Genomic DNA, 19,766 nt, shown 5'->3' on the forward strand with positions numbered 1-19,766 from the left:
TTTTATCTTAAGTATTGGTTTTTATTATTTAATCGATAAAACAGAAGAATCCATCCGACCTCGTTATATGGAAACAGTCGAGGAATCATTGAATGATACTGCCCATATCTTATCTGCGATTGTAGAAGAAAGGTTAGAAAAATACCCAAACGAATTTAGAAACTTAAGTTCATCTCTCCACTCTTTGTTTTCTCCTGTTTTTAAAAACATAAACAATCGGTCTTTTCAAGCAAAAATCTATTCTCTTTTGAAAACCAATGCTGACATTCAAGTTTATATTACTGATGCAAAAGGAATTGTCATTTTTGATTCAGAAGTTTACAGAGAAGGACTCGACTATTCAAAGTTTAACGATGTGTATTTGACTCTCCAGGAAAAATACGGAGCTAGGTCAAGTAAACTGATTGATACAGAAGGGGAAGGAGCCCTCTTTGTTGCCTCACCCATCCATTACAAAAATCAAATCGTTGGTGTTCTTACCGTCATCAAACCAAAAACAGGTGTGATTCCCTTTATTGAAGAGGCAAAACGAAAGTTCTGGCGAATTTCTCTTCTCGTTGCTTCTGCCATTGCTATTTTATTTAGTTTGTTAGCTTATTTAAGTTTTCGTCCTATTATACGACTTTCGAAGTATGTGAGTTCGCTACGTAAAAAAGAAAAGATTGTATTTCCCAAAATTCGCATTCGAGAATTAAACGAACTTGGGAAAGAGGTGGATTTACTCGTCGAAGAGATTGAAGGAAAAAAATACATCGAGTCGTATGTACAAAACTTAACACATGAAATCAAAAGTCCACTTTCCTCTATTTTGGCCTCAGTGGAACTCCTCCAATCTCATCCGAATGAATCCGATCGTCTCACAAAAAATATCCACGAGGAGGCCAAACGAATTCAAAAACTCATAGAACAAATGTTAGAGCTGACGTCGCTTGAGGGGAAAAAATCCATCTCTATGGATGACGAAGTTTCTTTATTTGTTTTGGTCAGTGAAGTGATCCAAAACTTCCAATCGGAACTAGAGTGGAAATCCATTCAAGTGGTCATTGATTGTGAAGATAAAATGTTGGAGATAAAGGGAAACCGAAATTATTTGTTTTTGGCTATTGAAAATCTAATCAGAAACTCGGTCGACTTTGCCAATGAAAAAGATACAATCACAATCAAAATTTGGGAAGGGTCTGATCAATCTCTAAATCTTTCTGTAATGGACGAAGGCCATTTGATTCCAGAATTTGCTCTCACTCGAGTGACTGAAAAATTCTATTCTCTTCCAAGGCCAGATAACAACCGTAAGAGTTCTGGTTTGGGTCTTAGCATTGTCAGTCAAATTGTAGACCTTCATGGTGGGCATCTGGAGATTCAGAACCGTTCTCCTAGAGGTGTAAAGGTTTCACTTTTTTTTCCAAAAACCTAGATCCTCACAGAACCCTCACATTTCGAACATAAAAAACTCACGAAGAAATTCTATCCTAAGAATAGGAGATTTTTATGAGTAAATTACAAACATCTGTAAACCTTCGTTTGGCCATTCTTGGCGGGATGGTTTTATTATTTATCATCCCTCTCGTGATGGTTGGTTCATTAATTGAGGAAAGAAGTGCATCAAGAAACCAAGCGGTGGCGGAAGTCGGAGAAAAATGGGGATCAAACCAAACTCTAGTGGGACCCATTCTAATGATTCCTTATAATGTTAGGACTCCCAAATCCGGTTCTACCAAGGAAAAAGACAAATGGGACTATGTGACCGATTATGCCTATTTTTTACCAGATGAACTTGATTCTGTAGTAGATATGAAAACAGAACTTCGTAAACGAAGTATTTATGAAATTCCATTATACACAAGTAAGGTGAAGATTGTTGGAAAATTTTCACCGATCCTCTCATCAGATTTTCCTTTAGATACAACCTATATTTATTGGGATGATGCTCGAGTTCTTGTTTCTGTTTCGGATTTGAAGGGACTTGGCGGAGAAATGAAATTGTCTTGGGCCGGAAAAGACAAAAAGTTTTTACCGGGAACTAAGTCACCTTCCTTTCATTCTGGACTCAATGCTCCCGTTCTGATTACGGAAGCCACTAATTCTATACCGTTTGAAATCCAACTAGAAGTTAAAGGATCTGAATCTTTTTCCGTGATTCCCATTGGTAAAAAATCCAAACTAGCGATGAGTTCTGATTGGAAAGATCCATCCTTTAATGGAAATCTTTTGCCAAAAGACAGATCAATTGATGATACCGGTTTTTCTGCTGTTTGGGAGTCTTCCTACTTTGCTAGATCTTATCCACAAGTGATTCATTCGATGGATACCTTGATTCTTGATACCATTATGAATTCAGGATATGGAGTGAGTCTTGTGATTCCGGTGGACCACTATCTAAAAATGGAAAGGTCCGTGAAGTATGGGCTTCTTTTTATTGTCACAAGTTTTGCTTTGTTTTTTTTAATGGAGGTGTTTGGTGGAGTATTGTTACACCCCATCCAATACGTTCTGATTGGCAGTGCTATGGTTTTGTTTTATGTTCTCAATTTATCTTTTTCAGAACATTTTGGATTTTTACCTGCCTACATTTTGTCTACTTTGGCAGTGACTGCGTTAATAGGATATTATGCGATCAGTGTTTTGAAAAATAAAAAGAAAGGAATCATCACCGGTTCTTATTATCTTGGATTGTATTCTTTCCTTTATGTGATCTTAGCTTCTGAAGAACAAGCCTTACTTCTTGGATCTCTGGCTCTCTTTATGGTTCTTGCCGCAGTCATGCATTTCACTCGGAAAGTAGACTGGTATCAGTTTGGATCCAAAAAGGAAGGTTAAGGAAAGGCAGGAAAAAAGGTTTTTTCTTTTTGGGAGATCCAAACGGAGAATTTAGAAACCAAAAACAAAATAGAAATAAAAAAACCTAACAGGGATAGAATCTCTGTTAGGTTCCTAATTACAGAAGCCTTAAGCTCTTGTGAATTATGTTAGAAGAAAAGAATTATTCTCCCCAAACAACCACACATTCACGGTAGAAAAGTCCAGTGAGGATAGAAATTGAGTCTCTATCAATCACAGCGATCTTTTTAATTCCAGCACTTTTTGCAGCTTCATCGATAGAATGTCCAGCTCCAAAAAAAATGTAGTTTGCAATAGTAAAAGACATACTGCAAGACTTACCAGATTTATCTACTTTAGCGGACGTTAAAGTGTTTCCAGTCGCGTCACCAACAACGTGCTGACTTGTCACATTGACGAGAGCTCCAGGGATTGGAGTGGTCAAACAGTTTGTTAAAAACGCCAAACTAAAAATTGCAAGTAAAATGTATTTCATGATTATTCTCCAGTTACAATTGTACAGTAGTTACGGAATAAACCGGTTAAAATAGAAAGAGAAGAATGGTCAATTGTTGCGATTTTACTAATTCCATTTTTGTTTGCAATCAGACCAGCACCTGCATCACCCACACTGATTAGGTGAAGTATAGTGAGTTGGCATCCTTTTGCTTCTTTCGTTGCTTTTACATTGTTTTCAGGGTTGAACGTTCCTGCAAATTTTGTAGAAGAAAAAACTAAACCATGAGTTGGACCAACCGCACAATTTGCGAATAGAAATACAGATAATAGAGAAACAAATACTAATTTCATTTTCATAGGTAACTCCGATTAAGATCCTTTAACAATTGTACATACTCTATGGTAGAGAAATCCTGCAAGAACGCCAAGCTGCTCATAGTCAACATATGCTACTTTTGTAATGTTAGCGGATTTTTTTGCGAACTCGATAGAAGAATCCCCGAATGAAGCTAAGTACAATACAGAATGGTTACAACCTCTTCCTTCGTTAATTCCTTCAGCGTTACTTCCAATTGGGCCAGGAACATTTGATTTGTGGAATAACAAACCGCCTCGATAGTACGAAGCTGGGGTTGCATAGTCTCTAGTTGGGTTTGTATTGGCACTTGCAATGTACAAAGAGTGGATAGAACCACCTGTACAGTTTTGAGTGAAAAGTATAAATGTGAGTGAGATTACAAAAAAAATGCTCTTTTTCACATGATCCTCCTGATGATTTTTGGACAGTTGTATTGTGCAGTGGGGTCTATGTCAATCTCTTGAAATTTTTCTTAAAAAACTAACAAAGTGTTCGGAAGGTTTGTAGTAGAAAGCCTGTTAATCGAAAATTGAATATAAGAATAACATTGTAATCAACCTAACCAATGCCATAGTAACGTATAATTATTGCATGGTGGTCCATTTTTTTTAAAAAAGTTTCGTTAAGAATCAGTCCTTTTTCTCTAGAGTTAGGCCATTTTGCCTTGTAAAGAAGAACCTGATTTTCAGAATTTTGGAAAACTTATTATATATCCCATCTTGTTTTCGTCCCATTTCTATTGGGCTGAACATGATTCAGCCTTGTTTTTGGTTTTTGAATCTTTCTAATACATTTAGGGACGTTTCTTGCCAAAGGCTTCCATTTCTAAAGAATGGCTTAAAATCAATCTAAGTTTCTAGGACGGTTCAGTTTGTTTGCTAAATTCTTTGCTCCCAAAACCGCGATGACCATTTCTGATGATCTCTTTACGGAAGTGATGTTGCGAAACAACAAACGGATGTTTTTGTCCTTTCTTTCCATCCTTGTTCTTGCTAATATCGCCACTCTTTCTATCAAAATTTCCGGGAAAGGTTCAGAATACCTCACTTACCAAAGTATTTTAATCGAATTCGTTCTTGCCACTTCCATTTTGATTTTTGGATTTTTACTTTCTACAAAGCTCAAAACACATTGGTCTTCTAGTTACATTTCGATTACGGGTGTTACCTTATGTTTACTTGTATTCCAATATGTAATTTATGGAGCCACTGAGCTTGCCGCCACGTTTTATATTTCCTTTGTTCTCAGTGTTCTTTATTTCAATAGAAATGCTTCTATTTACAATTTTATTCTCATCATTTTTTCTGAGGTTCTTTTGTTTGTATTACGACCTGAGTTAATTCCGGGTGGTCCCAGAAGTAATGTCATTGTTCGTTTTCTTATTTTTGTTTGGGTCGGGATTGGCGCCACAGTGGGAGCAACGGCAACCAGAATTCTTTTAAACTTAGCGGTTGAAAAACAAAAGGAAGCAAAAAAGGCTTTCGACAATTTATTAAATATGGCCAAAACCATCCTTCAAACCATTGATGCGATGAAACAACAAATTAGAAATCAAGATACTATCTCGGAAGAATTAAAACAAATTTCAGAAAACCAAGCATCCTCTCTTTCTGAAATATCCATTTCTTTAAAAGAGTTATCTTCCAAAGCAGATTCAAATAACAAAATCGCAAAATCATTGTATAATGAATCAGAGGTCTCTATTCAATCTGTAAATGATTTAAAGGTGATCAATGAAACTGTACAAACGGGGACAGGAAGAATTTATAAAAATTTAGATGTTGTGATGGGTTATTCAAATGATACATCAGAACATATCCATCTTTCGATAGATAAGTTTAATACCTTAAAAGACAAAAGTACAGAGATTGCAGATTTTGTTTCTGTCATTAATGATATCGCTGATAAAGTAAACTTGTTATCTTTGAATGCTGCTATTGAGGCGGCGAGAGCAGGAGAACATGGACGAGGTTTTGCCGTTGTTGCGGAAGAAATATCGAAGTTAGCTGCGGCAACCACTCGTAACTCCAAAGAGATATCTAAGATCATCCAAGAAAATCTTTCTCTTATCGGAGAGAGTAGTGAACTCATCAATCGATCCTCAAGTATGATGGAGAAATTGGATTCGGCCATTGGAGTTATCAAAGATGAGATTACCGGAGTTGGTTCTAAAATTGTAGAAATCGACAAAGCAATCGAAACCATCGACAATCTCAACATTCGGATTTATGAAACGAGTAGAACCATAGAAAACTCTACGAACTTCCAAAAGGTTGCTACTGAAGAATCGACCAAAATTACAGCCACAATCTCAGAATACGCGGCGAACATAGTCGAAATTTCTAAACAAATTTCAGAAAGTAGTAAATCTACGGGAGGAATCATCGTTCAACTTGATTCTATGGCCCAAGAGATGAAAAATTAAGGTTCAAATTGCCTATTTTCTGACGAGCGGGATTTTCTAGGTGGGGTGGTGCCTCTTCTTGAAAAAGTGAGTGAGAACTCATTTCTTGGTTGACTAATGATTCAACGTACGTATTGTCCATGGTTTGTGTCCACTCGCACAACTATGAACCGATACCTTCCCTTTGTTCTTTTTTCCTTTCTGGTTTGCTTTGTACTAGCAATTCCGGTTTCGCTCTCCGCACAAGAATACGTACCCAGTGCCGGTTGTGAAAAAGATCCTCCTCCCAAAAATCTTCCCTTTCCCATGGATCCAACCAAACAACTTTGTAAAAAGGATATAGAGGATAAAAAGGATAGTTGGTATTTGACTGGTTTGCCACTCATCAACTCGGATCCAAATGAGGGGATTGGGTATGGTGCCCGTGCTTATGTGTATGATAACGGAAAAAAAACAGACCCACTCTTTCATTATACACCGTATCGGATGCGAGTTTTTGGTCAGTACTTCAATACAAATAAAAATGCCCAGTACCACCAAGTTAGTTTAGACATGCCATTCATTGCAGACACACAGTGGCGACTGCGTGCCGACCTCTTTTTAACCATCACACCAACAACACTATATTTTGGTATTGGCGAAGATAGTATGAAACCTTTATCCTATTTGGATCGAAACCAACAAGATGGAAGGCAAATCTTAAACGCAAGTTATATGGATCAGGAAAATAACCTGGCATATTACCGACCAGGAACCAGTTCTGATCCCGTTAGTTTAGGTGGAAAAACTTATTCTGGATTTCCGCAAGCACCTGGTTTTGTTGTGACTGATAAAATGTACAATCGTTATACCATAGAAACACCGATGGCAACTGCCAGTACAGAAAGATCATTTTTTGGTGGAACGGTAAGATTAGTTGCTGGTTTAAAATTTTCGAATAATATTGTTCGAACTTATGATGGTAAGTTAGCTCGTGGTGTGGATCCACTTCTGGGTGGAGAACATACAGCCGACGTTCCCAACGCAAAAACTCGTCTTACAGAAGATCATGAAGCCAAAAAAATAATAGGATATAATGGTGGTTATGTGAACTCGGTACGTTTGGGTCTTGTCTATGATACAAGAGATTTTGAACCCGATCCAAATTCTGGTATTTTTGCAGAAGCTACCTATGAAAAACATACAAAAGCCATTGGCTCTGAATATGATTACCAAAAATACTTCGCACAAACCAAACTATTTTGGAGCCCTTTTCCTAAGGTATTTGATAAGTTAGTGGTTGCCAATCGATTTGGTTTCGGTGTGACAGAAGGTGAATCTCCATTTTATGAATATCGCAATATGTGGGGAACAGAAGGTCTCGTGGGAGGTCTTGGAGGACTTAGAACTTTGCGAGGATTCAAACAGGACCGGTTTGTGGGACGTGCCATGGGATGGGGAAACACAGAAGTTCGTTGGAAGTTTGCCGAAGCCAGATTTGGAGATGAATTTTTTGCCTTTAACTTAGTTCCTTTCTTTGATTATGGTCGTGTATGGGACGATGAACATAAATTAGGTTGGAAAGGTTATGCTTATTCTCGCGGTCTCGGACTCAGGATTGCTTGGAATCAAGCAACGATCATTATGATTGATTATGCAAAGTCCAGAGAAGATGAACAACTATTTGTGAACTTTAGTCACGTTTTTTAAAACTTAAATAAGAAAACAAACTCAATCAAAGAAGATGAGGTATACCAATGATGGATTTCAACATTGGTATACCGGATACATACCATTAACCTGCAACGACCTCTTGTTTGTTTAATACAGGGACTCCCGAAAGACTATCTTTGACTGGACATACCTTATTAATATGTGCAAGCAGTGCATCGATGTTTGATTTGGGAGAATCACTTTCAATATTCACACGGTATCGAATTTCAGAAAAACCTGGTCGAACATCCGATAAACCTTGAAATCCATCCAAATCCAAATCACCTTCGGCAAAGACTTGGTAGTCTTTTAACTCCACTTTATGTGCGGGTGCAAAAACAGAAACTAAAACTCCAACACATGCCGCAAGTCCACCTAATAGATGCTCTACGGGATTGGCTCCCAAATCGGTTCCACCTAAAAATTCTGGTTCATCAATCACCCATTTGTGTTGCCTTGATTCCAGATTTAATTTTAGGCCACCCGCCCAGGACGCTTTCGCTTCAAATAATGTATTCGCCATTTGATTTCCTCCAAATTGGTAATACTGAACTTGGAGAAAGGTTTTGAACTTGGCAAATCGCATATTCGCTATAACAGATAATCTATTCAATATTGCGTAGTATATGATCCGAACCTCTTGTACATTGGACAAGTTACATTGTGGTGCCTCGAATCTTACCTAAATGGAAATGGATGATAAAACGACCGGGCTCCTCCAGGGTCCGCTTCGCTCCCGTCACCAGCCATCTAATGAAGGCAGGTGACCAAGCCTTCCAGATCCCTGGCACAGGCATTGCTTTAGAATCGAAATGGTTTTGATCTTAAATTTGTTTCTAGTCTATTTGACCTCACCGGCTCTATCAAATAAAACTTTTAGGTCTCCTTCAATTGGCAAAACTTTCATGATTCCAATATTCGAACCACCAGTGTTTCCGATAGGAACCCGACCGAGAAGAGAGCCAATTCCCGCAACAGCCAATCTTACCAATTGTCCCAAGATTTCTCGATTGTCTTTTTTACGAATTCCTACTTTTAACATCCACCAATGGTTCACTGTATGTGGATAAACAAACCGCTGCCCTAGTATATGAGCCCTTTCCAAATGGGAAAAACATTCTGTGTATTTAGATTCTTTGTATAGGGTTTTTGCCTTATCCATCTCTATTTCGAAAGCTTGTTTTAGGACAGGGTGCATGGTGTCATTTTTCCTTATATAGCTTTAGACTGTATATTTTGCTAATCTACTATTTCGGATTCATCAAAACGATGGTCCCTGTTTTTATCTAAATATCTTTTTACTTTTGATCCCTTTTGGTCAAAGATGATGTATTCATCAAATTCACCATCTTGGTCGTTGTCAGCAAACTCGGCGGTTTTGATGCCGTTTATATCGTAAGACCTTTGGATTGTAAAAAAATCTAAAAGATAAGGATTAAAAGATTCGTAAGTTAATATTTCACTTTGGTCATAATTCTTTTGACTTAGAATTTGATCTGTTTCTTTGTCATAACAAGAAATCTGAATTACCTTTCGCATCTTTTTATAAAGCGTGGAAGTACAATAGGAATCTTCATCAAAAACATAATCATATAATTCACTTTCCATCGAATTTTTATACTTTTGAAATTTATCTTTTTCTAAAGTATACAATAAAAGAAAGTATAAATTCGAAATGAATAAAACTGCTGAAATGATCGTTAGTAAAAACTTTGTGTCCTTTTTTGCATTTAGTTTTGTGAGCTCACGATATCGATTGTACCTTTGGGTCGGGAATGGATCTTCTTCGGGAGAATCTTCCAAGGCAGATCCATTTTCTATAATCTCTAAGGCTTTTGAATAGTCCTGATCTGAAACGTAGATTTCAATTAGATTAGAATGTCTTGGGATCATTGCATTCAAAACATCCAGGTCTTCCCCTTTGGTGATGAACTTAACTTGGTTGGCAGCTAAAGCTGATTCAATGACCTTAATCTTTGTATAATCGGTTGAAGTATAAATTAGTTTCATTTAGAAGATTTTTCGTTAAGATTCAGCGCTTTTTATAATAATCATTGCTAAATTTATTAAAAGGATTCTGCGATCACGACAAACCTGATTCAGATCTGTCGTGAAATAAATTTACTTTTTTCCACCTGTTAGGATATTGTTTTCATGAATTTCTTTATAGGTTGCTTTGAATAAATCTGCTTTTTGATCATTTACATTTTGTATTGGGCTAGTAAATGGAAGAGCGAAAAGTAACAAAATCTGACCAATAAAAGTGATTTTTTCTTTTTTGACTACTTTTCCAAGAACAGTACCTTTTTTATTTTTTACAGATGTCTCTAATGTATTTTCAGCAGCGGTATAGGAAGGGATTACCATTAAAGTAAGACCAGCTAAAAAAGGAGAAACGGTTGTAGACAACGAGTCTGTACTTTCTGTTACTTTGACATCAAAAATATAATCGGCTAATAGATCTTCTCTTGTTAGAGTTACATTTGGCATTTCCTTGAGGGCGTCTTCTCCATGTTTTGTCCAATTATCAATGATGGCTTGGTTGAGGACTGGTTCTTTGGCATCATCCACTTTGTACTCATAAGTTAAGTTAATTTTTATAGCTGATTTTTTGGGAGTATTGAAATTTACTTTTTCTACCCCTTTATATTCTCCACTTCTAAAACTGATGCAATTGGAGACCAATGCCATCAGAGCGATCACTAAAATTCTATTCATCAAAAACTCCTATTTTTCGGTTTTTGGAAATCACCGTATAACAACCTATTGGTTTTTTCCTTCGATATTCAAGTACAATTTGTAACGGAAACAAGAGAAAACTGCTTTGGTCTGTTCATTGGGAAGTCTAAGCATACCACTGCCCATTTTCCGAACGACAAATACGCTGGTTTTTGTCAAAAAATCCCCTATAATCCCCTATAAAATGCTTTCCAACCCGGTTCTAATTCATTTAAATTCTGAGAAATGGGCTCTCAACAAATCACCGTTCAATCAACAATCAATGCAGATAACAAAAAGGTTTGGGATTACTATAACCAACCAGAACACATTACTCATTGGAATTTTGCCTCTGACGATTGGCAATGCCCGTGGGCCAAAATTGATTTAAGAGTTGGTGGTAAATACAGCGCAAGAATGGAAGCTAAAGACGGAAGTTTTGGTTTTGAATTCGAAGCAACCTATGACAAGGTGATCGATCAAAAACTAATCGGTTATACCATGGAAGATGGCAGAAAAGCAACTGTTGAGTTTGAAAGTTTGGGAAACAATACACAGGTAACTGTAAAGTTTGATGCCGAAAATGAAAATTCTATCGAAATGCAACAGGGTGGATGGCAAGCCATTCTCGATAACTTTAAAAAGTATGTAGAGTCCCGTTAACCAAAAATCGGTTTTGTGTATTTTCTTTACTCTTTAAATTTAAATTTGCTAAGTTTGTGATTCGTATAACAATAAAATTCGTAACTCCGATGGGAACCAATTTTATAAACTACTTCCAATAGAATTTGATCGTATTGCGGCATCAGTTCCTCATACTTAGCTTTATGTTTTGGGGGTAACTCTTCCGGACTAATTTGTCTTTCGATTTCTAAACCATCATCAAAGGCAAATTCTAATACAAAACTACTTTCTCGCCAATTCATCGTTGTTTCATTGTATTGATTTTTTTCGAAATAGAAATTATCTTTCTGGATGATGTTTTGTGTGGTAATTACCAATAAAAAAAGTCCAGAGACAACCATTGCACCATATCCAATTTTTCGAAATAAATAATCGGATATAAATGGAAGAATTGATTTTATCGAATAGGAAGATATGATTGATGCAATCGCAATGATCATTCCAAAGACAATCGCATTCTTTGAGTATAATCCCAAAAGTAAATAAACAACTAATTTAATGAAGTGTAAAAATATTTCGTTCGCTGCTCGTGTCGCAATGATTTCTTCTTTTGATAATCCAAAATGTAGGTAGAATCGGTTAAACAAAAGGCCAATGGCTCCTGTAATCCCCGAAATGAATCCTGCAAAAAATCCGACAACGGCTAATATAAATTTAGGATAAGGTTTCTCTTCCTTTTTTTGTTGTATTTTTGATTTGAATAATTCAGGAAAATTTGCAAACAAAAACAAACCAACAATGACTTGTAGATACATGGGATCGATATATTTGATCAACCAAGCACCAAAAATAACAGCAGGAATGGAGAAGGGAACAAACCAAAAAACAATTTTCCAGTAAATTTGTTTTTTGAAAACAGCGATTCGAGAAGCCGAACTTGTGAATGTTCCCATTGTGATTGCAAATGGAACAACAGAACTTGGTATCAATAGATTAAGTATAGGGATTAAGATTAAACTTGCTCCACCTCCGCAAATGGCACTTATCCAAAATGCTAATATGGTTGCTAGAAACAGAAAGATTACTTTAAAAATCATTTTTTATTTCCAAGTTAAAATAAAAAGTTCACTCATCATAAATATTGAATATAAATACATTCAGTTCGTGAATTAAGAATTGGTCTAGAAAAATCGACGGTAATGAGAAAAAGTTTTTGAAACTAATTAGCAGCAAAATGATAAAATGACGAGATCTGAAGTCAAAATTTGGTGATAAAAAGTCATGAAAAAGAGTTTTATTTTTACCTAGGTTCAGATCGTACGAGACTTTTTTCGTCTCAGGGGAAAATTCATTCAATTCCTGGCAAGATGGTCATGAATTTATTTCTTTTTCTTTAGTTTTCCATCGTCTTTATAACTATATGCCTCTTGGGAATTCCAATATCAGAGCTTTCACTAAGGATTTTGCACTCCTGGTTTCGGTATTCCTTCTGTATTTAGTTGCGGGCAAATTGAGTTTGAATCTCTCATCCATCGATGGATACAGCACACCACTTTGGCCACCGGCTGGTATTGCTCTTGGTTTTGTTCTTATCTTTGGCAATTGGGTCTGGCCTGCTTTATTGTTAGGTGCATTTTTCACAAATACAAATACTTTTCCAGCTGCAGAGAGTTGGATTGATTTTTTAATTTCGAATCCGCAAAACATCACAATTTCGATCGGAAATACTTGTTCCGCAATCATAGGGTCTCATTTCTTAAAAAAACATTCTGATCCAAGTTTGAATTTTTTTCATGCAAGGGATATATTAAAATTTTTTATCTTCGCTGGCCCTGTCACTGCTATCGTATCTTCTATCATAGGAAGTTTGTCTTTATTTTATTTTAAGATCATTTATTCAGAATTTCTTCTCCAAACATGGTTCACTTGGTGGATGGGTGATACGATTGGGATCATCATATTCACACCATTACTCATCCTGATATGGAAGTGGTATCAAGGAGAAGAAAAACTATTAAGACTAATTATTTTTTCTTCCGCCACCATGAGTATTTTTATATTTACTCTATCAATATTTTTTTTAACGAGAAATTGGGAGAAGGAGTTTATACACCATCGAATTAAATCGGATGGACAAATCATCTCAACTGAAATAGAAAACCGGCTATTTGAAAATATACGTGTTGCAAAGGCATTAGGTTCCTTTATCTCGTTAACGGACCAATTGAATCGGAATCATTTTGATCAGTTTGCTAAAACTGTAATCGAAGATTCTGATGCTGTAACTGCATTATCTTGGAATCGATCTATTAAAAATTCATTACGTTCACTCGCTGAAATAGAGTTAAAAAAAGAATATCCGGATTCAATGGGGATCACTGTAAAAGATGGAAATAAAATGATTTCCTCGCCAGAAAAGGAAGAGTATATTTACATTCGTTACATTTATCCTTATGATCAAAATGCTAAAGCATTAGGATTTGATGTATTGTCCGATCCCAAAAGAAGAGATGCTCTTGATAGTGCCGTTGAAAGAAAGGGATTTGATATTACTAGTAAAGTAGATTTGGTTCAAAACTTAGAAGGCAATTCGGGATTTTTAGTATTTTATCCAATCACAAGAAAAAATAAAGAGTTTGGATTTGCAACGGCAGTGATTCGAATTTCAAGTATTCTTGAAAATACTTTGGTAGGAAATGATCATAATTATTTATGCATAAAAATTGAAGAAAGGAGCGGGCCTTATCATATAGAAATATTTTCGAAAAATTGTTTGAACATGGAAGAACGAATTTTTTCAGATTTTTCTTTTGAACATCCAATCGCCGTTGGTTCGCATATTTTTAGCGTAAAAATAGTTCCAACCAAAGACTATTTCCAATTGAATCTTACTACTGCCTCTAAATTTTTACTCATCATATCTTCTCTCTTAACTGGACTACTTGGAATACTACTTCTGATCATTATGGGTAAGGAAAAAAACATTCAGGATACAGTAGAAAAAAGAACATTTGAACTAGAAAAAGCAAATCGTGTAAAATCTGAATTTTTGGCTAACATGAGCCATGAAATTCGTACTCCTATGAATGGAGTCCTAGGGATGCTGACTTTATTAGAGCATACTAATATTGATTTTGAGCAAAAGGATTATTTGGATAATGCGAAACGAGCCGTTTTGGCTCTTTTGACAATCATTAATGATATTCTGGACGTTTCTAAATTAGAAAACAAAAAGTTAGAAATGGATCCAAAACCCACCAATATACATAAGTTATGCAAAGATTTGATTCAACTTTTTCTGCCGGATGCACATAAAAAGAATTTAGAATTCTATGTAAATGTCGCTAGTTTAGATTCAAATCTTTTTGTTATGGCAGATGAAAATAGACTTCGCCAAATATTGATTAACTTAATTGGAAATGCATTAAAATTCACTTTCACCGGATCTTTATGTTTGGATGTAAACTTAAGTGAAGATAGAAAATACATAGTGTTTACAATTAAAGATACTGGAATTGGAATTTCATCAGAAAATATATCAAAGTTATTCAATCGTTTTGTCCAACTAGAAGATTCAAGGACCAAAAAATTTGAAGGTTCTGGACTTGGACTTTATATTTCTAAACAGCTTGTAAATATAATGGGTGGAGACATTGAAGTCGAAAGTGTTTTGGGTGTAGGTTCGACCTTTCGATTTACAATTCCATTTGAGGAAACGGATCAAAGAGAAACAGAAGTAGAAAACTTGAATCCAAAATTATTTGGAGATAACGAAGGTTTCCATGTATTAATTGCTGAAGATAATTCTTTAAATCAAAAATTTATCGTAAAACTATTTCAGAAAGAAAATATCAAAGCGAGTGTCGCCTCGAACGGGATAGAAGTAATCCAACTGTTAGATGAATCTCTTTCTCATATTGATGATAGGTTTGATATGATTCTTATGGACATCCAGATGCCTCTTATGGATGGAATGGAAGCCACAAAACTGATTCGGAAAAGAGATGATTCTTATCGCGAAATACCTATCATCGCAATCACAGCCAATAGTATGGATTCTCAGCTGAAAGAATACTTGGAAAACGGAATGAATGGATATGTAAAAAAACCAATCATTCTTTCTGAACTCATGGCAGCTATTAATAGAAACATCCACTAACTGAAACATAATCAATGATGATTATGAATCTAAATTGGGATATTAAAAGTTTATTTCATAAGAAATCATGAGTTTTTGCGCATTGGAATTTTGTCCTATAGCAAACGAATCTCTTTGGATATCAAATTGAAATCCCGATTGGGTTTTACCTTTTTCCCATGAAATTCCAAACCAATAAGTATAACCAAGTTGTATAAAATATTTTAATCCAAGAAGGGCTAGTTTCGTTTCGTTGTTTTCTTTGATTTTTTCTAGATCTTTTTTTGCATCTAAGCTATTTAGAATTAATAATAAATTTTGGTCATTGATAGAGGGTTGGTTTAGATATGATAATTGTAGATATGTCTGTGAATCCGTATATTTTTCTTTTTCATGAAGTTCTTCAAGATGACCTTTATATTCCGACCTAGCAAGTAAGGTGGTAATTCCTGCCACTGCGATCCCTTTTCTATAAGACTTCGCATGAATGAGTCCCCAACCAGGAAGAAGGGCACTCCGCCAAACTAAATCCCATCTTGATCTCATTTCAACAGAAGAATTCTTTGGATCGTTCGCTTGTTCATTGGTAGTAGGTACTTCCTGTGCTTCTAAAAAAGAAAAGTTGAAGATTAACAAACAAATAATGTAAAACTTTTTCATTGGGAATAGGTAATTCCTTTTTAAATGAATGATCTATTTTTACTAAATTTAGTGAGATCGATAAGTTCATGACTATTTAAATTTACGCCACTCATCTCATTTTTCACAATTCCCCTCGTTTTATTCCATTGACAAAATATGTCTCATGCGGTTTCTTTAGATTCTATTCCGGGAGGAATGAGGTGAAATTCCTCAACTGACGGCGCAACCGTAAATCCTTGTCCGCTACGGATCAGGAAAGTCGGATCTTCCCACATATGAATCGCCCGTAAACGATCATCTGTACCGAAATTTTTTTCAGGGCCCCGGACTAATGCTACCGGGATACCCACACCTTCTTCCAAACAAGTTGTTGTGTTCCGGGTCGACGAGATTTGGCCGTGGAAAATATCCGTTCCATACCAATCTAAACCAATAAATTAGTGTTTGTTGGTATGTTGTATCTTCTCTGGCAAAGAAGAACACATAAAATATAGAAATCGTAACTTGGAGTTGTTGGAATGGATCACCAATCAGAAGTTTTATTAAAAGAAAATAAGGATCGTTTTGTGATCCTTCCCATTAAATTTCCTAAAATTTGGGAGATGTATAAAAAACAACAAGCTTCCTTTTGGACAGCAGAAGAAATCGATTTGAGTAGTGATTTGGATGATTGGAATTCTTTATCAAATAACGAACGATTTTTTTTAAGTAATGTTTTGGCATTTTTTGCTGCAAGTGATGGAATCGTAAACGAAAACTTGGCAGTGAACTTTATGCGTGAAGTCCAGCTACCTGAAGTTAGATGTTTCTATGGATTTCAAATTATGATGGAAAATATCCATTCAGAAACATATTCCCTTCTCATTGATACCTACATCAAAGATCCAAAAGAAAAACACAGACTTTTTCATTCCATAGAAACCATCCCTGCCGTACAAAAAAAAGCAGAATGGGCCTTACGTTGGATTGGTTCGAGTGATTTTGCTGAACGCCTTCTTGCTTTTGCAGCCGTAGAAGGAATCTTTTTTAGTGGGAGTTTTTGTGCCATCTTTTGGATGAAAAAACGGGGTCTTCTTCCTGGCCTTAGTTTTTCGAACGAACTCATTAGCCGGGATGAGGCCTTACATTGTGAGTTTGCTTGTATTCTTTTTAAAATGTTAGAAACGAAACCAAGTGCGGATCGAGTCTATGAAATCTTTACCGACGCAGTGAATATTGAAAAAGAATTTATCACCGAGTCTTTGTCAGTGGATCTTATTGGTATGAATGCAAAACTGATGCAGCAGTACATTGAATTTGTAGCAGACCGTTGGCTCATTGAACTTGGTTTTGATAAACTTTATTATTCTGCTAATCCATTTGATTTTATGGAAATGATTTCTTTACAAGGAAAAACAAACTTTTTCGAAAAACGAGTGGGTGACTACCAGAAGGCGGGAGTTCTGAGTTCGGAACAAGGTTTTACATTCTCTCTGAATGAAGATTTTTAAAAATTTAAGATAAGGAAACAATATGTTCGTACTGAAAAGAAATGGAAAAAGGGAATCAGTAAAGTTTGATAAAGTTACGGCTCGGATTGATAAATTATCTTATGGCCTCAGTCGTTTGGTCAGTCCCATTGATGTGGCAAAAAAAGTCATCGAAGGAATTTATGATGGGGTAAGCACTTCGGAGTTGGACAATTTAGCGGCAGAAATTGCAGCTTCTCTTACCACCAAACACCCAGACTATGCACTTCTAGCGAGTCGGATTGCTGTGAGTAATCTCCACAAAAACACAACGAAATCTTTTTCTGAAACCATGGAACGATTGTATTCCTATACTGACCCAAAAACAAAAAAGGTTATGCCTCTCATCGCAGAGGATGTTTGGGAAATTGTTAAAAAACATTCTGAACTTTTAGATAGTTCTATTATTTATGACAGAGACTTTGGGTTTGATTATTTTGGATTTCGCACCCTCGAAAAATCCTATTTATTAAGGATCGATGGAGATATCGTAGAACGCCCACAACATATGTACATGCGAGTGGCCCTCGGGATTCATAAAGATCGAATCGAAGACGTAATCAAAACATATCATTTAATGAGCGAACGTTGGTTTACCCATGCCACTCCCACCCTTTTTAATGCAGGGACACCCAAACCCCAAATGAGTAGCTGTTTTCTCCTTACCATGAAAGACGATAGCATCGATGGAATTTATGACACTCTGAAACAAACTGCAAAAATCTCTCAAAGTGCTGGAGGGATTGGTCTTTCCATTCATAATATCCGCGCTACAGGTTCATACATTGGTGGAACCAATGGAACGAGTAACGGCATCATTCCCATGTTACGAGTATTTAACGATACAGCGAGGTATGTGGACCAAGGTGGTGGGAAAAGAAAAGGCGCCTTTGCCATTTATTTGGAACCATGGCATGCGGATATTTTCCCATTTTTAGAATTAAAGAAAAATCATGGGAAAGAAGAGATGCGGGCCCGTGATTTATTTTATGCATTATGGATTTCAGATCTATTTATGAAGCGAGTGGAAGAGGGGGGAGATTGGAGTTTATTTTGTCCGAACGAAGCTCCAGGTCTTTCTGAAGTGTATGGGGATGAATTTGTTTCCCTTTACGAAAGATACGAAAGAGAAGGGCGTGCTAGAACCAAAGTGAAGGCCCAAGACCTTTGGTTTGCGATTGTAGAATCACAAATTGAAACAGGAACTCCTTATTTATTATACAAAGATGCTGCTAATGCAAAAAGTAATCAGAAAAATTTAGGAACCATCAAAAGTAGTAACCTTTGTACAGAAATTTTAGAATTCACCAGTCCTGATGAAGTGGCTGTTTGTAATTTAGCATCGGTCGCCTTACCTAAGTTTGTTTCTAATGGTGAGTTTTTATTCGATAAATTGTATGAGATTGTTTATCAAATGACGGTGAATTTGAACCGCATCATTGATGAAAATTATTACCCTGTCCCAGAGGCCAAAAATTCCAATTTCAAACACCGTCCGATTGGGATTGGAGTCCAAGGTCTTGCTGATGTTTTTATTTTACTTCGTATGCCTTATGAAAGTGATGCGGCAAAAAAACTAAACATTGAGATTTTTGAAACCATCTATTTTGCAGCCATGACCGCAAGTAAAGACATTGCGAAAGAAGAAGGAACCTATCCTAGTTTCCCCGGTTCTCCCCTCTCAAAAGAAATTTTCCAATTTGATTTATGGGATGTCAAACCTACAGGACGCTGGGATTTTGAATCCCTTCGAAAAGAAGTGGTTCAACATGGAGCGAGGAACTCCCTCCTCGTGGCACCAATGCCAACGGCTTCTACATCTCAAATTTTAGGAAACAATGAATGTTTTGAACCGTATACATCCAATATCTATTCCAGGCGAGTGCTAAGTGGTGAGTTTATTATTGTCAATAAACATTTGTTACATGATTTAATTGAGTTAGGGTTATGGAATTCCGAAATGAAAAACCAAATCATTGCGGCGGGTGGAAGCATCCAGTCCATTCCTTCCATCCCGGATACAATCAAAGAAATTTACAAAACGGTTTGGGAAATGAAACAAAGATCGCTCATTGATATGGCAAGAGATCGAGGTGCTTTTATTTGCCAGTCCCAATCTTTGAATTTGTTTGTAGAAAGTCCTACGGTCTCCAAACTATCCTCCATGCATTTTTATGCTTGGAAACAAGGTTTAAAAACAGGGATGTATTATTTACGAACTAAGGCGGCCTCGCAGGCAATCCAATTCACTGTCGAAAAAAACAAAGAAGAGATCAGAAAAGAAAACGAATTTGCTAAAGTCCCTCCCACAAACCAGGAAAAGGCGGAATCCGAATTTGTTGGGGAAGCCTGTTCTATGGAAGAGGGTTGCTTGCTTTGCGGAAGTTAGGCTATGTGATCATTGAA

Annotated in this window: 17 protein-coding genes; 8 read left to right on the forward strand and 9 right to left on the reverse strand. The window is 36.4% G+C overall.

Going from position 1 to position 19,766, the window contains the following annotated elements; translation table 11 throughout:
* Window positions 1-4: 4 nt before the first annotated feature.
* A complete protein-coding gene (gene creC, locus CH361_RS04620) occupies window positions 5-1,414 on the forward strand; it encodes a two-component system sensor histidine kinase CreC (protein ID WP_100789666.1) in 1,410 nt (469 codons plus the stop codon).
* 74 nt (window positions 1,415-1,488) lie between these two features.
* Window positions 1,489-2,817, forward strand: coding sequence for a cell envelope integrity protein CreD (gene creD, locus CH361_RS04625; protein WP_100789667.1), 1,329 nt, complete (start codon window positions 1,489-1,491; stop codon window positions 2,815-2,817).
* A 163-nt stretch (window positions 2,818-2,980) separates the two neighbouring features.
* On the opposite strand, the gene CH361_RS04630 is transcribed toward creD, so the two are convergent.
* From CH361_RS04630 to lsa14, 3 genes are read right to left on the reverse strand one after another with little or no spacing between them, the layout of a single operon-like run.
* Window positions 2,981-3,313, reverse strand: coding sequence for a TRL domain-containing protein (locus CH361_RS04630; protein ID WP_100789668.1), 333 nt, complete (start codon window positions 3,311-3,313; stop codon window positions 2,981-2,983).
* Window positions 3,314-3,315: 2 nt separating this feature from the next.
* Window positions 3,316-3,633 (reverse strand): TRL-like family protein, encoded by a 318-nt coding sequence (locus CH361_RS04635; RefSeq protein ID WP_100789669.1) that lies wholly within the window; start codon window positions 3,631-3,633, stop codon window positions 3,316-3,318.
* 12 nt (window positions 3,634-3,645) lie between these two features.
* Window positions 3,646-4,035, reverse strand: a complete 390-nt coding sequence (gene lsa14 / locus CH361_RS04640) for an adhesin Lsa14 (RefSeq protein ID WP_100789670.1) — start codon at window positions 4,033-4,035, stop codon at window positions 3,646-3,648.
* A 470-nt stretch (window positions 4,036-4,505) separates the two neighbouring features.
* On the opposite strand from lsa14, the gene CH361_RS04645 reads away from it, so the two are divergent.
* Together CH361_RS04645 and omp85 are read left to right on the forward strand one after the other, a co-directional pair.
* Window positions 4,506-6,059: a methyl-accepting chemotaxis protein gene (locus tag CH361_RS04645; RefSeq protein ID WP_100789671.1), complete on the forward strand. Its 1,554-nt coding sequence runs from the start codon at window positions 4,506-4,508 to the stop codon at window positions 6,057-6,059.
* 96 nt (window positions 6,060-6,155) lie between these two features.
* On the forward strand, window positions 6,156-7,727 hold the full coding sequence (gene omp85 / locus CH361_RS04650) for an Omp85 family outer membrane protein (protein WP_208861385.1): 1,572 nt from the start codon (window positions 6,156-6,158) through the stop codon (window positions 7,725-7,727).
* Between the two features lie 85 nt (window positions 7,728-7,812).
* On the opposite strand, the gene CH361_RS04655 is transcribed toward omp85, so the two are convergent.
* The 4 genes from CH361_RS04655 to CH361_RS04670 all read right to left on the reverse strand — a co-directional run bounded on the left by CH361_RS04655 (window position 7,813) and on the right by CH361_RS04670 (window position 10,448).
* A complete protein-coding gene (locus tag CH361_RS04655) occupies window positions 7,813-8,253 on the reverse strand; it encodes an OsmC family protein (protein ID WP_100790022.1) in 441 nt (146 codons plus the stop codon).
* Between the two features lie 318 nt (window positions 8,254-8,571).
* Window positions 8,572-8,928 (reverse strand): DUF3703 domain-containing protein, encoded by a 357-nt coding sequence (locus CH361_RS04660; RefSeq protein ID WP_100789672.1) that lies wholly within the window; start codon window positions 8,926-8,928, stop codon window positions 8,572-8,574.
* A gap of 41 nt (window positions 8,929-8,969) precedes the next feature.
* The gene (locus tag CH361_RS04665) at window positions 8,970-9,740 is read right to left on the reverse strand and encodes a putative signal transducing protein (RefSeq protein ID WP_100789673.1); all 771 of its coding nucleotides are present in this window, start codon (window positions 9,738-9,740) and stop codon (window positions 8,970-8,972) included.
* A gap of 111 nt (window positions 9,741-9,851) precedes the next feature.
* Window positions 9,852-10,448, reverse strand: a complete 597-nt coding sequence (locus tag CH361_RS04670; RefSeq protein ID WP_100789674.1) for a hypothetical protein — start codon at window positions 10,446-10,448, stop codon at window positions 9,852-9,854.
* 246 nt (window positions 10,449-10,694) lie between these two features.
* Between CH361_RS04670 and CH361_RS04675 the strand changes: the two genes are divergently transcribed.
* Window positions 10,695-11,111: an SRPBCC family protein gene (locus CH361_RS04675; RefSeq protein ID WP_100789675.1), complete on the forward strand. Its 417-nt coding sequence runs from the start codon at window positions 10,695-10,697 to the stop codon at window positions 11,109-11,111.
* 26 nt (window positions 11,112-11,137) lie between these two features.
* Here the strand turns inward: CH361_RS04675 and CH361_RS04680 are convergent, their stop codons facing one another.
* Entirely contained in the window at window positions 11,138-12,169 is a 1,032-nt protein-coding gene (locus CH361_RS04680; RefSeq protein ID WP_100789676.1) for a sulfite exporter TauE/SafE family protein, read from the reverse strand.
* Between the two features lie 323 nt (window positions 12,170-12,492).
* Here CH361_RS04680 and CH361_RS04685 point away from each other — a divergent pair, with 323 nt between their 5' ends.
* Window positions 12,493-15,231, forward strand: a complete 2,739-nt coding sequence (locus CH361_RS04685; protein WP_100789677.1) for an ATP-binding protein — start codon at window positions 12,493-12,495, stop codon at window positions 15,229-15,231.
* Between the two features lie 42 nt (window positions 15,232-15,273).
* Here the strand turns inward: CH361_RS04685 and CH361_RS04690 are convergent, their stop codons facing one another.
* Entirely contained in the window at window positions 15,274-15,870 is a 597-nt protein-coding gene (locus CH361_RS04690; protein ID WP_100789678.1) for a hypothetical protein, read from the reverse strand.
* 500 nt (window positions 15,871-16,370) lie between these two features.
* Here CH361_RS04690 and CH361_RS04700 point away from each other — a divergent pair, with 500 nt between their 5' ends.
* Both CH361_RS04700 and CH361_RS04705 read left to right on the forward strand, forming a co-directional pair.
* Window positions 16,371-17,342 carry a ribonucleotide-diphosphate reductase subunit beta gene (locus CH361_RS04700; RefSeq protein WP_100789680.1) on the forward strand — a complete coding sequence of 324 codons (972 nt, stop codon included), beginning with the start codon at window positions 16,371-16,373 and terminating at the stop codon, window positions 17,340-17,342.
* A 22-nt stretch (window positions 17,343-17,364) separates the two neighbouring features.
* On the forward strand, window positions 17,365-19,749 hold the full coding sequence (locus CH361_RS04705) for a ribonucleoside-diphosphate reductase subunit alpha (protein WP_100789681.1): 2,385 nt from the start codon (window positions 17,365-17,367) through the stop codon (window positions 19,747-19,749).
* Window positions 19,750-19,766 lie beyond the last annotated feature (17 nt).

Origin of the sequence: Leptospira brenneri, assembly GCF_002812125.1 — a bacterium.
Lineage (GTDB): Bacteria > Spirochaetota > Leptospiria > Leptospirales > Leptospiraceae > Leptospira_A > Leptospira_A brenneri.